Genomic DNA, 13,530 nt, shown 5'->3' with positions numbered 1-13,530 from the left:
CCGGCTCTGAACAGCCTGAACGAAGCAGCCACCGAAGTCGCCGCCACTAGCGACCTCGGCAAGTGACTCCCGAACTCGGTTCGGGCCCCCTGACGTGTGGCGGGGACAGTGGGCGCCGGCGCCTATGATCTACGAGGTGTTCCTCATCGATCTTGATGGCCCGGTCCAGGTGACTCCGAGCCGGGTCCCTTGGCGGAATAGTCGCTTGCCATTCATGGTCACGGTAGTGCTGGTCCTGTTCGGCCTTGCCGGAGAGCCCAACAATTCGTTGGGATCGGTCGACGCCGTCAAAGTTTGTGATCATCCACTGTCTGCTGGGGCGGGCGTGGGTTCACCCCGGACGCAAGCATTCGTGCTGGATGTTGAGTCGGGCGAGATTCTGCAGGCTGTGGACTGCCCAGCTTGACCCCATAGACAGTCGCTCCTCGCTCGTCACGTAGCCAGCGGGACCGTATGCGGAGGCGGTCGAATCCGGCGATGCCCCGTCAGCTGGGGCTTCCCGGGCCGTAGCGGTCCATCCGCCGAGACGGGCCAGCGGCTCTCGAGAACACTGCCAGAGCTGAAGGGGCTCATGTCAGGATTCCGGGATGCGTGTGGCGGACGAACTGAGCCCTCGCATTCCACCCGGCGGTGGACGGGTTCATGGTGCGCCCCTACGGCGGCGACATGCACCCCGCCGAGCCGGCGGAGATCGCGATCGCTCTGGCGGCCGAGATAGTCGCCTCCTGGGAGTAATGAGCGACGCCAATTCGAATCCGGCGCGGATTGTCGCTGGGTGTTCGCAATCTCGGCGGCCAGCACGTGAGCGGAATGGGAGCGTCGGCGGCCACAACCTGCTTGCTGATCGCATCCTCAGCCTTCTACCTCGGAAAATGCGCGCAGCCGCAGCCGCAGCCGCGCCGCTACGTGAGCGGTAAGCCAGGCAAAGAAGTCGCTGTTCAGGCCACCACCATCACGGATCACGACGCGCCAATCCGGCCGGTCGAGGAAGGCCAGCGGCGACCAGCTCCGCGAACTCACCGCCCTGCTCGACACGGCAACGATCCGCCCGGTCGTGGACCGGGTGTTCGACTTCGCGCCGACCCGCGAGGCCCCTGGCCCACGTCGAGCAAGGATGCGCCAAGGCCGGCAAAGTCGTCGTCCGGATGACGTCGTAGCCGCTGCCTGCCTCGATCCATCCACCGCTCGCACGGCAAGCGGCCTGGCGTGGCGTGGGCCGTGCTCTGCGGCCCGGCGGTCTCGACTTTATGCCGCCGGTTGGTTGTTGGTTGTCAATGGCAGGCTGACTTCGACGCCGAAGATCTCCTCGGTGGGCGAACTGGTGGTGAACCGGCCGCCGGCGGACTCGGCTCGCTCGCGCATGCCGATCATTCCGTGTCCGGTCCCGGGGCCCCGGTGGCCGGGTGTGGCCGGGTTGGTGACGGTGATGTGCAGAGCCTGCTCGGTGTATGTGAGGTCGAGTGCGGCGTGGGCCGTGGGGCCGTGTTTGCTGGCGTTGGTGAGGGCTTCCTGCACGATGCGATAGGCGGCGAGGTCGGCTGAGCCGGTCAGCGGTTGAGGTGTGCCCTGCCGGGTGAGCTGCAGGTCTAGGCCGGCTTTGCGGAACGAGTCGAGGAGAGTGTCGAGTTCGGCGAAGGACGGCACGGGCTGGCGGGATTCCGGTTCATCGTCGTCGCGAAGCAGACCCACGGTGGCGCGTAGTTCGTCGAGGGCATCCCGGCTGGTCTGCTTGATGTCGCCGAGGGCCTGGTAGGCCCGTTCAGGATCGGTGCGTAGCAGGTGGTGTGCGACGGCGGCCTGGGCGTTGACAAGGGTGAGGTGGTGGGCGACCACGTCGTGCAGCTCACGGGCGATGCGAATGCGCTCTTCGCGGACCCGGAGGCGACTCTGCGACTCACGAGTGTGTTCGGCTTCCATGGTGCGGCGCCTTTCCTGCCGCAAGAGCGTGCGCTGATTGCGTACCGCATCGCCGACCGCAGCCGCGACCGCGATGTAGTTGAGAGGTAGGACATTGCGGATGTTCAGGAGGTGATGCGGCAGCCACAGCATCGAGCTGACGGTCAGGAGCGTCGCGGCGACGGCGCCGAGGATGACGGTGGTTCGCCGGTCGGTGGTCACGGCCACGGTGTAGAGCGCGACCACGGTAGCGACGTCCACGACGACCTGGTGCGGGGCGATGATCGGCAGAGCGGTACCGCAGAGCGTGGTGACGACAGCGACGCTTCGCGGGTATCGGTGGCGCGCCATGAGCGCTGCGGCACCGATCACGATGATGACGACCTGCGCGATGGCTGGTTTGCCCAGGCTGCCGCCGGTGCTGTAGGCGATCTGCGCCATGTTGATCAACACGACCAGCAGCGGCAAGCCGGCCGCGCGCGCCTGGCGCATGTCAGCGCCGTCCCGGCGTGACCAGGCCGGTCTCGTAGGCGAACACGACGAGCTGGGCGCGGTCGTGGGCGCCGATCTTCATCATTGCCCGGTTGACGTGGGTTTTCGCGGTGGCGGCGCTGATCGACAGCCGGCGCCCGATCTCCTCGTTAGACAACCCGGTACCGGCCAGGGCGGTGATTTCCTGCTCTCGGGCAGTGAGCCCGCCGAGCCTGGTGTCGGTGTCGGTGATGACGAGATCGGGCACCTTGAGGAACCGCTCGATGAGCGACGTGGTCGCGGCGGGTGACAGCAAGGCCTCACCGGCGGCGACGGTGCGGATCGCCTGCAGCAACTCGGCTGGTTCGGCGCCTTTGCCGAGGAAGCCGCTGGCCCCGGCCCGCAGCGCGGCCAGCACGTGCTCGTCGGTCTCGAAGGTGGTCAGGATGAGGATCCGCGTGCCGGCCAGGCTGGGAGTAGCGGTGATGCGACGGGTGGCATCGATCCCGTCGCTGCCCGGCATCCGGATATCCATGACGATGACGTCGGGGCCGGTCCGGAGCGCCCTGGTCACCGCCTCATCACCGCTGGATGCCTCGGCGACGACCTCGATATCCGGTTCGGCGTCGATCAGCAGCCGGAAGGTGGCACGCAGCAGCGCTTGATCGTCGGCGAGCAGCACGCGAATGGTCACAAGGTCAGCTTTCTGGGATGCCGCGGGGTTCGTCTCATCATGCGTCGGCCGTGCAGGGTCCGGTGGTAGACACCCGGACCCTGCACTGTCGCCGTCTCCATGGCCGGGTATCAGGCGACGGTGGTTGCCGCGGGCTCGCCGGTCGCCGGCTGCGTCGCGCTGGACTGCGGCGCCGCGGCGGGAGCTCCCTCGACCGCGAGGTGGGGGGTGTTCTTCTCGGCCCAGCGCGGGTAGTACCAGTTGGCCTTGCCGAGCATGGTCATCAGGGCGGGGATGAGGGTCATGCGGACCACGAACGCGTCGACCAGGACGGCCAGAGCCAAGCCGGTACCGATGGCGGAGACGATGCGTTCACCGCCGAAGGCGAACGACGCGAACACTCCGAGCATGATCAGGGCGGCGGCGGCGATGACCGGCCCGGTCTCAGTGACCCCGACCCGTACGGCGCGCCGGTTGTCCTTGGTCGCCGCCCATTCCTCGCGGATGCGGCTGACCAGGAACACCTGGTAGTCCATGGACAGGCCGAACACGATCCCGACGATCATGACCGGGACGATGTACTGGATCGGGGCGCCGGTGCCCACGCGCATCAGTTCACTGCCCCACCCGAGTTGGAACACCGCGGTGATGGCGCCCAGACCCACGAGGATGCTGGTGACGTTGCTGAGCGCGCCGACCAGCGGCACCAGCAGGCTGCGGAACGCGACGGCCAGCAGCAGGAAACCAAGGACCGCGATGATGCCGAGGTAAAGCGGCAGCCGCCCGAGCAGCGCATCGGACAGGTCCTTACTTGATGCGGCCTTGCCGCCGACGTAGGCGCGCAGGCTCGTTCCGGACTGGGCGGCGGGGATGACGTCATTGCGGAGCCGGTCGATGAGGTCGGCGCTCTCCGGAGTCTGTTCGCTGGTCCGCGGGGTGATCATGACCGTCCGGACGGCACCGTCAGCCGACGTGCCGACCGGGCTCACGGCGGCGACATCGGTCACCGAGCCGAGCTTGCCGGCCAGGGCGGTGAACGCCTGCCTAGACAGTGGATCGGGTGTCCGCGCGGCGATGATGAGCGGGTTGTCGAACCCGTCGCCGAAGGCCGCCGAGGTCATGGCGTAGTACTGGTGCGTCGTCGATGCCCCCGGGTCACTGCTGGCGTCAGCGTCCCCGACCCGGATCTTGATGACCGGGCCGGCCAGGACCACGACCACCGCGAGGGCGACGGGTGCCATCAGCCAGGGAGCCCTCTGCAGAACCCGAGCCCAGACAGCGGCGAAGCCGCCCTCACGGTTCACGCCAGCCGCGTCCTCGACGATGCCCTGCGCGATTTGCGCGCGCTGGCGCTTCGACAGCACCTTGAGCCCAAAGGCACCGAGCAGGGCCGGAAGCAGCGTCAGGGCCGCGACGACGGTGACCGCGACGGTGACCGCGGCGGCCGCACCCATGCCGGTGAGCACACCCATCCCGACCACCCGGATACCCAGCAATGCGACGATGACCGTGAGACCGGCGAAGATGACCGCCCGCCCGGACGTGTCGATCGCCCGAGCCACCGCATCGGGCACCGGCATGCCGCTGAGCAGACCCTTGCGGGTGCGGTTGACCACGAACAGCGCGTAGTCGATGCCGACGGCCAGGCCCATCATCGAGGCCATGCTGATCGAGGTCGAGTCCAGCGTGAACAGATGCGAGCCGACCACGACCAGCAGCAGCGACACGACCACCCCCGCAACACCGGTGATCAGCGGGAGCAGCGACGCCCGCCAGGAACGGAACATCAGCATCAACAAGGCCAACGCGACGATCAGCCCGATCGCCTCCGGACCATGCGTCGGTGTCGGCTTCTTGTCGAAAGCCGTTCCACCGTAGGTCAGCTTGACGCCCGCAAGATGGGCGTCGGTGACGGTCTTCTCGATCGGGTCGACGTCGGCACCGTTTTTCAGGACCACCTGGGCGTAGGCGGTGTTGGCTTGTGCCGCCACCTGCTTCGCCCCGGCGGGGGTGTAGGGGCTGACCACCGACACCACACCGGGCTGCCTGGCGATCTGGTCCAGCATGACGGTGACCTCGTCTTTCACCGTCGCGGAGGTCACCGAGCCGGACGTCGCCTGCCATGCGATCTTGCCAAGTGTGTTCCCGCTAGCGCCGCCCGGCATCTGCGCCAGGAGCGCGTACGCCTTGGACGACGCACTGTCCGGAACATCGGCGGACGTCTTGAACGCCGTACCCCCCAGCACGACCGCGGCGAGCAGGCCCACAGCCATTACGAGCCAGCTGACGAACACGGTCCTGCGGTGCGTGACGCACCAGCGGGCCAGAGCAGACATGACAGGGGTCCTTCCCATCGCGACACGAAGCAGAACGACTTCACTGTCGCGTCCTGACCCCTTTCAGTCATCGAGCCAACGCGGTCATCACGCCTGCGGCAAACGCCGTAGAACAGGTCGCTATACCGCACCCGCGGTACACCGGAACGGCCCGCAAACATCGGGAACCTGCCGTATTCGTCGCGCGTCCCCGCAGAAGCACTCTCGGCGGATCACACCCCAGATTCGAATGGCTGGCAAAGCAGCCGCCATCAGCAGTCTGACCTGCTGGGATGTGGTGGGGGTGGTGTCCAAGATGGACGCAGCTGCCTGTTGATCATTTGTTTGTGAGGACAACAAGATCGAAGGCGACTGCTGCTGCCAGGATAGAGGCCTCCGGACGGCCCGGACCGCGGGTGAGTTGCTGGAGCGGTTGCGGTCGTGTTTTGTGCGGACGCAGACTTGGCAGCACGCGGGCCGGATCGACATCTGCACCGACGCCTACGCCGACGGCGTCGTCCTCGATTTCATCTGCGGTGACGAGGTCTACGGCAACTGCACCCCGCTGCGGAAGTTCCTCCACAGCGGCAGCAGGCCTACGTACTCCGCATCGCCTCGAACTTCATGCTCACCCTCAACGCCGAGACCCGGATGACCTGCGCGAAGGCCGTCGTCGTGCTCCCCAAGGACAACGCCGGTGGCAGCTCCGCTCGGCCGGTGCCGGTGCGAAGGGACAACGCTGGTACGCGTGAGCGTGGATCGCGGCCGGCTCTCGGCATCACCTGCTGCTCCGCCGTCACATCACCAGCGGTGACCTCGCCTTTCACTACTGCTACGTGCCGCCGGGCCAGCCGCTGACCTTGGCCAGGCTCGTGCGGACCGCCGGACCGCCGGACCGCCGGACCGCCGGGCCGCCGGGCCGCCGGGGTTGCGGTGGTCGGTCGAGGAGACGTTCGAGTTCAGCAAGGGCTGTTTCGGCCTCGATCAATGCCAAGCCCGGCTCCATATCGCGATCATCCGACACACCGTGCTGGTCATGACCGCCCTGACCGTCTACGCGATCGCCGCCGCCCTCGAGGCCCGCACCGACACCCAAGCCCCGCCACCGACACACACGGCCAGAGGCCACCCGCCGAGCCCGGCATGATCCCGCTGACCATCCCCGAAACCGCACGCCTGCTCGCCACCACCTGGCACCAGCCGAAACCCGCCGACCACGACACCCACTGGAGATCGCCCTGACGATCGCGCGGCGCGGCATGAGGCTCATTGTGGGATCGAGCCACCTTGGCTGACCTGCTCGACAAACCACGCCCCTGGTGAGGAAGCGACCCTGGGCCCCGCAGCAGCCCTCTGGCCCGGCGCCGATCTGGCCGAGGCAATCGCCACAGAATTACAGGTTGGTGCCCGGACGAGGGACCCTTCTTCGATTCCAGCCTGAGCAGCGATCAGGTCGCTCATAGTGAGCGCGTCGCGTGATTACGTGGCGGTTGCTTGCAGGAAAGGTTGATCGTCGTGGTTCGCACGGCCCGCCGGATGGCACTCTCCTTAGCTCTCGTGTCGACGCTGACCGCCGGGGATCTAGCGATGCCGGCCGGGGCCACGCCGGCGCCGCTCTCAGCGCAGTCTGTCCTCCCTGACAAGAGGCATCGGCCTCTCTGGTTGAGCGTTCTCGACGCCTTTACCGGCCATGCCGTGACGGGCTCAAGCTGTGACATCTACGACGGCAGCTCGGCGCCGACGATCGTTACAGAAGTTTTCCAGGGTCTACATCTTTGCCTGGACGGCTTCTCCAGAGGCGACGAACCGATCTTGCACATCCCGGCAAGAGGCGGAGGTACAAGCTCATTTCCCGGTCACCGGGACTCGAACTTTAACGATGCAGACGTCGCGTTCACGTGGGAGGTACCCGTGGCTGCTTTCGCCGCAGTGATGAACCGGCCCGGAAAGTACCGGTATGAGATAAGCACCGCGCACTCTCGATCGATCTTCGGGACCATAAAAGTGACACCCAGCTCTGGTCCGAGCGCCATGGTCTTCGCTGGCGAAGGGACTGTACGAACCGGCGACGTGATCACCACAGAGATCTCCGGCTACCCGCCGGCTTCTCCCGTCCTCGCCGACCTGTACGGCACCACGAAAAACAACCGTAAACGAATGGTCTGGCGCAACGACCTCCCGCCCGCGACCACCGATCAATACGGCAACGCCGTCATTCGGTGGACAGTCACCCGGGACATTCCAACGGGCATATACGCCATCGTGGTCGAGCCGGTCCCCGAAAACGACACCACCTGCTCCACGAACTGCGGCGCATTCCGGGTCGTCCCCTGAGCGGCAAGCCGTCGCCGACGAAACGGACACAGGCTCAGCCGAACGTTGGGACCACGCTCATCGACTGGACCGTGAAATACGCGGCCCCACTGCTGGGCACCGTAGGCGTCGTGCTGTTCGGCATGCTGCGACTGGCGTACGTCTTCTTTTACCAGCAGCTACGGGCGACGCCGCAGGAGGTCGGCTATGGCTACCAGGACATCCTAGCCGGCCAGCTCGTCGGGACCATCGAACTGACCCTAGTCCTGACCGGGGTCCTGGTTGCCGGCAAACTGCTCACCCGGGCGGTGCGCCACGCCTCAGCGGGCCGCTGGGGGGAAGCGACCGCCCTGCCACACCCGCACGACCTGAGACGACTGGCGCAACGCAGCGGCATCACCGTCCTGGTGTTTATACTCCTAGCACTGCCGATATTTGCCTACCTCTTCGGCAAGAAGGCCACCGATTATGGTGAAACGGTCCGCAACGCGTACTTATTCTCTCCTGCCCTGCAGTTGCTTGCAATCCAGGCCAGCCCAGCCAAGGTCAGTTGGACCATCCCGCGGCAGCCCGGAATGATCGATCTAGGGTCCCTCAACTGCCTGCTCTATTTGGGCTACGCCAACGGCATCGCTGTGTTCTACAACGTCGAGAACCATGACAGCCTGCGCCTACCAACTAACCAGATCCAGATGACCCTCCCGAAGGTGGAGAAGGTCGCGCACGCCTGCCTGTAGGCGACTGGGGCGTTGCACCATTTCTTGGCCGCGTGCGCGGGCGCGGTGGGAACCCGCAGCCTGTGCTAGCCAGACACGTCAAGAGTTTCCTGCAGGGCGAGTTCTCGGTGGTGGTCCAGAGCTCCAAGTCGATCGCCAGTACCGCCGCTGGGTGCCCGCCGTGCAGCGCCGCGGCCACGTGCTGGCTCAGCAGCGCCGAGTTCGCCAACCCGGTCAGGTTGTCGTGCAGAGCCGCATAGCGGGAACGACGCCACTGGTTCCATCCGCTGGCCGCTGCGGCCAGGATGGTCAGTAACGCCACCAGCACCAGCAAGAGTGGCCCGACGCCGAACCCCCGAGACCTCCCGGCCGTGACGGCGGGCGCGGACACGGTCAGGTACCAGGAGTTCGCGTTCGTGGCGGTGGCAGTCAGACGGCGATAGGCCACCCGCCGTGATCCGATCGTCGTGACGCCGCCGCTCGAGCGTACGGCGACCAGACCCGCGAGGGCGTGGTCGGTGTCCGCCGCCCGGCTGTCGACCAGGATCTGCCCCGAGTCGGCGTCGACGATCGTGGCTGTGGTCCCGCTGACGGTTTGCGGCATCCGGAAGCTGGCCAGCGCGATCTCGAAGTGCACCAAGCCTCGATGACCGGCCGCTGTCACCACGGTGGAATTGGAGACGACCTCGTCGTGGGTGTCCTCGGACACGTACTTCTTGGCCTGGTAGACCCGGCCGGGCTCGAGCGCCAGCGTGGGCGCGAAGAACGCGTTAGCGCTCTCGTCCTTCGACAGCTGCGCCGAGGTGGCGGCCATGCCGTTGACCACGCGGGCGATCTCAGCGCCGTCGGCATTGACGAAACACGCTTCTCCGACGCGTCCAGGGAACACCTGCTCCAACGATGCCAGCGCATCGTTGACCCGCCGGGTCAGGGCGCCCCCGACGGCAATCTTCTGCCGTGTGGTTCCCGGCGTGCGGTAGAAGTCCGTGAAGGCCGGGTTCCGCGCCACCAGCAGATCGGCCATGCGGGCTTGCTCGAAGTAGCCAGCGACCGCGTCCACCTGCTGACTCAAGGTCACGCCGAGCCGGTCGTCCTGGGCCTTGACCTCCCGATCGCGCTCGCCGATGGCATTGAGCGCCACGGAGAACAGCAGCACCGCCAGACCCGTGACGGCGGCGATGACCTGCGCCGCCCGGCGTGCCGCCCAGGCGTCCTGCACCACGGTCTCCACCCATCGTCGCGCTGCGGCCACAATCGTCACTAAACTCGGCCAGTCGTCCGCCGAGATCAGCAGCGTGGTGCAGCTGATCACCTCGATCGCCGAGCAGACCAACCTGCTCGCCCTCAACGCCACCATCGAGGCGGCCCGCGCCGGCGAGATGGGCAAAGGCTTCGCCGTCGTCGCCTCCGAGGTCAAAGACCTGGCCCAGGAAACCGCACGAGCGACCGAGGACATCTCCCGCCGCGTTCAGACAATCCAGGCCGAGACCGGCCAGGCCGTCACCGCCATCGGCGAGATCACCGAAGTGACCGCACGTATCAACGACCACGCCGCCACCATCGCCGCCGCGGTAGAGGAGCAGACCGCTACCACCAGCGAGATGGCCCGCAGCGTTGCCGAGGCGTCCACCAGCGCTCACGACATCGCCGCCAACATCACCGGCGTAGCCCAGGCCGCCGACGCCACCGCAACCGGCGCGACCGAAACCCAGGCCACCGCCCAAGAGCTGGCCCGAATGGCGGAGGAACTCCACCAGACGATCTCCGCCTACCGTGTCTGAGAAACGCGACCAACTTCCGTACGGACCGCTACGCGTAAGCCATACGCTCGCGCGCAGCCCGTCTCAGCGGGGTCGGGATGGGTACCTTCTCGCCAGCTTCCAAGTCACTGCAGCGAACGACCCGCAGCCATGGAGGCCGGCCCCAGCCATCTACACATCCGGCCGGGGTGGAGGCCACGCATGCTCCCGGCCGGCAACGTATTCGCACGTGGATGGGACCTCGGTCGACTTAACGTCATAACGCGACACCAGGTCGTCCGTCTCAGGGGGAGTTACTCGGTTGACCACCATTACCTCGAACCGGTCCCTGCCTCGCCACGCTCAGAGCGGCGATCCGCTGTTCGCCCCCGCCCGGATCCTCGCGGTCGCGGCGGCGATGCGGGCCCTGCCCCACGACACCACCGAGGGCCTGCAACGCGTGACCGATCATCTGGCGCAGGCGCTACCGGGGGGCGGTTTGTGAACTGTGTAGTTCGTCATCGCTCGAGGTCGTGACCTTCAAGCTGTGCCGATGTCTGATTGGTGGGCGTGCGGATGAGTAGGTCATGAGCCGAGCGGCAGGCTGCGTAGAACTACAGCACATGACACCGGACCAAGTCCTCTGAACTGCAAAAACGCCCCTGGTCCGTATACCTGTTCGGTGACTCCGGTCGTCGCAGGTACTCTATGATCGCGGGCCGCTAGCTCAATGGCAGAGCTGAGGACTTTTAATCCTTAGGTTCGGGGTTCGAATCCCCGGCGGCCCACCAGCTTCACGCCGGTCCAGCGCTGCTGCCGTGCGGTGCGGGGGGACGGGTGGGCTCGGGGAGAACGCGGAGCCGGGCACGAAGCAGGACAGCCGACGTGTAGTAGTCGGGCTGGCCGTTCTCGTCGAAGCCGTCGCCGGTGTCCGGCACGCTGTCTTCCCAGTCGTGGACGGCGCGGGCGGTCAGAGCGCGGTCGGCCTGCCAACGGAAGTCGGCCGGCTCCATGTCCTCGGCGGTGAACGTTATGCCGCTTCGTTGGCCGTCTTCCACGACGAGCTGTTCAGCCTGCTCCAGGGACTCGCCGGGGAACATCAGGATGTCGGTTGCCGCATCACAGTCGAGGTGACTGATGCCGATGACGAAACCGTGCGACTGTCCGGCGCGGGCGAACGTGCCCAGCAGGACGGCGGACTCGCCTGTCGGTTCTCGGTAGAGCCGTAGAATCTCCGGCTTCACCGGGTCGGACAGCGCCTCGACCCAGCCCGGGTCGGGCACGCCGGCCTCCCGCAGACGCTGCGCCTCGGCGCCGGCGGTCGCGCGGTTCTCCACCGCCGCGATGGCCAGCAGGACTGCCAGCGACTCCGGAGTGGACGTGGCAGCCACCGCGGGAATGAGTCCCTCGGACAATGCCTCGACGAGCCCCTCGCCGCCGACGTCCACCGAGGCCACCAAGCTCGAGCCGAGCATCTCCACGGTCAGCGGATCCTCGACGGCGAGAAGGTCGGCGCCGGTAACGGCCAGATCGGCGGCGAGCGCTTCCGGGTCGCTGCCGGCTCGGCAGGCCGGACAGTCGCAGACGTCCGGGACCGCTGTCGCCGGGTCCGGGACTCGTCGGATGATCCGGCTGGACTTTGCCTTCTTGCGGCCACGACTGACGGGACTCATGCGCCAATCTTGCCGCACGGTCGGGGATCTCGGCCGCCGCCGGTCACCCGTCCGATCGATCGACGGTGTCCCCGGCCAGCTGGTCGCGGCGGCGGATCAGGAACGCGGTTTCGGCGCTGTTGCCGGCCAGTTCGATCGCTCGGTCGTAGGCGGCTCTGGACTCCGCGCTGCGGCCCAGCCGGCGCAACAGTTCGGCTCGGGTGGCGTGCTGGGCGTGATAGCCGTCCAGGGGCAGGGTGTCGATCTCGGCCAGGGCCACTTCGGGGCCGTCCAGTTCGGCCACCGCCACCGCCCGGTTCAGCCGGACGATCGGTGACGGATCGAGGCGGAGCAGTTGGTTGTAGAGGGCTACGACCTGCGACCAGTCGGTGTCGCGTACGTCGGGGGCATCGGTGTGCACGGCATTTATCGCGGCCAGGATCTGGTAGCGGCCCGGCGGGTGGCCGGAAGCCACGCGGGCGCGGACCAGGGCGTGGCCCTCGGCGATCAGGGACCGGTTCCAAGCTCCGCGGTCCTGGTCGGCCAGCGACACGAGTTCCCCGGTCGCCGAGATGCGGGCGGCGCGGCGGGCCTCGGTGAGCAGCATCAGGGCCAGCAGGCCGACCACCTCGCCGTCGACCGGCATCAGGGCGTGCAGGAGCCGGGTCAGGCGGATCGCCTCGGCGGTCAGGTCGGCGCGGACCGGGTCGGTGGCCGGGTGGGAAGCCAGGTAGCCCTCGTTGAAGATCAGGTAGAGAACGGCGAGGACGCCGGTGATCCGGGCGGGTAGGTCGGAACGCAGCGGAACCCCGTACGGAATCCGGGCGGCCTTGATCTTGTCTTTGGCCCTGGTGATCCGCCGGCTCATGGCGGTCTCCTGGACCAGGAACGCGCGGGCGATCTCGGCCACGGTGAGGCCGCCGACCATCCGGAGCGTCAGAGCGACGCGCGCCTCCATGGCGAGGGCCGGGTGGCAGCAGGTGAAGACCAGCCGCAGCCGGTCGTCGTCGATGGCGCCGAGAGGCTCCGGCGGTTCGGTGTCGGACAACATCAGGGCCTCCCGGTGCTTCTCCTCGCGCTTGGCCTCGCGGCGCACCCGGTCGATGGCGCGGCGAACAGCGGTAGTGGTCAGCCACGCGCCGGGATTCGGCGGGACACCGTCGGCCGGCCAGCGTTCGACGGCGATCGCGAACGCCTCGGCGGTCATCTCCTCGGCGATGTCGAGGTCGCCGAAACGCCGGGCCAGGGCGGCCACCACCCGGGCCCATTCCTGGTGGTGGACCCGGGTGATGATGGCGTCGACGTCGGTCACGCCGAGTGGCAGGGGCGGAGCTCGACCCGCCGGTTGCAGTGTTCGGACCCTTCGGCGGCAAGGCGCAGAGCGACGTCCAGGTGCGGGGCCTCGATGATCCAGAGGCCGCCGATGTATTCCTTCGACTCGATGTAGGGACCGTCGGTGAACACCGGCTCAGCGCCCCGGCCGTCGACGACGGTGGCCGACTCCGGGTCGGCCAGTCCGTTGGCGAAGACCCAGTGCCCGGCCGCCTGCAGTCGCCGGTTGAAGGCGCTGACCGCGGCCATCTCCTCCTCGGTGCCGGGCCCGGAGTTCTCGTCGAAAAGCACGGACATCATGTACTGGGTCATCCGGATCGTCTCCTGCTGCTCGGTAGCCGCCGTCGGGGCGCCCTTCAACCTAGCTACGAACCACACCGGCGCGATCCGACATGCTTTTCCGAGGATTGTTGAGCCGCCGGC

Annotated in this window: 13 protein-coding genes, 1 tRNA gene and 1 pseudogene; 7 read left to right on the top strand and 8 right to left on the bottom strand. The window is 67.3% G+C overall.

What is annotated here, in order from left to right; translation table 11 throughout:
- The first annotated feature begins 136 nt into the window (after positions 1–136).
- Positions 137–406 carry a hypothetical protein gene (locus tag Afe05nite_RS29430; protein ID WP_203820474.1) on the top strand — a complete coding sequence of 90 codons (270 nt, stop codon included), beginning with the start codon at positions 137–139 and terminating at the stop codon, positions 404–406.
- Between the two features lie 446 nt (positions 407–852).
- Here the strand turns inward: Afe05nite_RS29430 and Afe05nite_RS29425 are convergent, their stop codons facing one another.
- The 4 genes from Afe05nite_RS29425 to Afe05nite_RS29410 all read right to left on the bottom strand — a co-directional run bounded on the left by Afe05nite_RS29425 (position 853) and on the right by Afe05nite_RS29410 (position 5,376).
- The gene (locus Afe05nite_RS29425; protein WP_203820473.1) at positions 853–1,020 is read right to left on the bottom strand and encodes a hypothetical protein; all 168 of its coding nucleotides are present in this window, start codon (positions 1,018–1,020) and stop codon (positions 853–855) included.
- Between the two features lie 225 nt (positions 1,021–1,245).
- Complete coding sequence (locus Afe05nite_RS29420) at positions 1,246–2,388, bottom strand: sensor histidine kinase (RefSeq protein ID WP_203820472.1); 1,143 nt, start codon at positions 2,386–2,388, stop codon at positions 1,246–1,248.
- 1 nt (position 2,389) lies between these two features.
- The gene (locus Afe05nite_RS29415) at positions 2,390–3,061 is read right to left on the bottom strand and encodes a response regulator transcription factor (RefSeq protein WP_203820471.1); all 672 of its coding nucleotides are present in this window, start codon (positions 3,059–3,061) and stop codon (positions 2,390–2,392) included.
- Between the two features lie 110 nt (positions 3,062–3,171).
- A complete protein-coding gene (locus tag Afe05nite_RS29410) occupies positions 3,172–5,376 on the bottom strand; it encodes an MMPL family transporter (RefSeq protein WP_203820470.1) in 2,205 nt (734 codons plus the stop codon).
- 460 nt (positions 5,377–5,836) lie between these two features.
- On the opposite strand from Afe05nite_RS29410, the pseudogene Afe05nite_RS45155 reads away from it, so the two are divergent.
- The 3 genes and pseudogenes from Afe05nite_RS45155 to Afe05nite_RS29395 form a co-directional block, all read left to right on the top strand.
- A pseudogene (locus tag Afe05nite_RS45155) lies at positions 5,837–6,585 on the top strand (transposase family protein); the annotation flags it as partial.
- 285 nt (positions 6,586–6,870) lie between these two features.
- Positions 6,871–7,689 (top strand): hypothetical protein, encoded by an 819-nt coding sequence (locus tag Afe05nite_RS29400; protein ID WP_203820468.1) that lies wholly within the window; start codon positions 6,871–6,873, stop codon positions 7,687–7,689.
- Between the two features lie 71 nt (positions 7,690–7,760).
- On the top strand, positions 7,761–8,405 hold the full coding sequence (locus tag Afe05nite_RS29395) for a hypothetical protein (RefSeq protein ID WP_203820467.1): 645 nt from the start codon (positions 7,761–7,763) through the stop codon (positions 8,403–8,405).
- Here the strand turns inward: Afe05nite_RS29395 and Afe05nite_RS29390 are convergent.
- Positions 8,347–9,540, bottom strand: coding sequence for a GGDEF domain-containing protein (locus tag Afe05nite_RS29390; protein WP_203820466.1), 1,194 nt, complete (start codon positions 9,538–9,540; stop codon positions 8,347–8,349). The genes Afe05nite_RS29395 and Afe05nite_RS29390 overlap by 59 nt on opposite strands.
- Between Afe05nite_RS29390 and Afe05nite_RS29385 the strand changes: the two genes are divergently transcribed.
- From Afe05nite_RS29385 to Afe05nite_RS29375, 3 genes are all read left to right on the top strand, one after another.
- Positions 9,509–10,165, top strand: coding sequence for a methyl-accepting chemotaxis protein (locus Afe05nite_RS29385; RefSeq protein ID WP_203820465.1), 657 nt, complete (start codon positions 9,509–9,511; stop codon positions 10,163–10,165). The genes Afe05nite_RS29390 and Afe05nite_RS29385 overlap by 32 nt on opposite strands.
- 280 nt (positions 10,166–10,445) lie before the next feature.
- Complete coding sequence (locus tag Afe05nite_RS29380) at positions 10,446–10,628, top strand: hypothetical protein (protein ID WP_203820464.1); 183 nt, start codon at positions 10,446–10,448, stop codon at positions 10,626–10,628.
- Positions 10,629–10,839: 211 nt separating this feature from the next.
- Positions 10,840–10,914 (top strand) — tRNA-Lys (locus tag Afe05nite_RS29375).
- A gap of 3 nt (positions 10,915–10,917) precedes the next feature.
- Here the strand turns inward: Afe05nite_RS29375 and Afe05nite_RS29370 are convergent.
- The 3 genes from Afe05nite_RS29370 to Afe05nite_RS44860 are packed head-to-tail and all read right to left on the bottom strand — an operon-like array spanning position 10,918 to position 13,419.
- Positions 10,918–11,796, bottom strand: coding sequence for a hypothetical protein (locus Afe05nite_RS29370; protein ID WP_203820463.1), 879 nt, complete (start codon positions 11,794–11,796; stop codon positions 10,918–10,920).
- Between the two features lie 43 nt (positions 11,797–11,839).
- Positions 11,840–13,087: an RNA polymerase sigma factor gene (locus tag Afe05nite_RS29365; RefSeq protein WP_203820462.1), complete on the bottom strand. Its 1,248-nt coding sequence runs from the start codon at positions 13,085–13,087 to the stop codon at positions 11,840–11,842.
- A complete protein-coding gene (locus tag Afe05nite_RS44860; RefSeq protein ID WP_203820501.1) occupies positions 13,084–13,419 on the bottom strand; it encodes a YciI family protein in 336 nt (111 codons plus the stop codon). The genes Afe05nite_RS29365 and Afe05nite_RS44860 overlap by 4 nt, the downstream gene beginning before the upstream one ends.
- Positions 13,420–13,530 lie beyond the last annotated feature (111 nt).

It is taken from the genome of Paractinoplanes ferrugineus (assembly GCF_016862195.1).
Lineage (GTDB): Bacteria > Actinomycetota > Actinomycetes > Mycobacteriales > Micromonosporaceae > Actinoplanes > Actinoplanes ferrugineus.
Note: the sequence above shows the minus strand (reverse complement) of the source record. Positions and strands in the feature narration are given on the sequence as shown.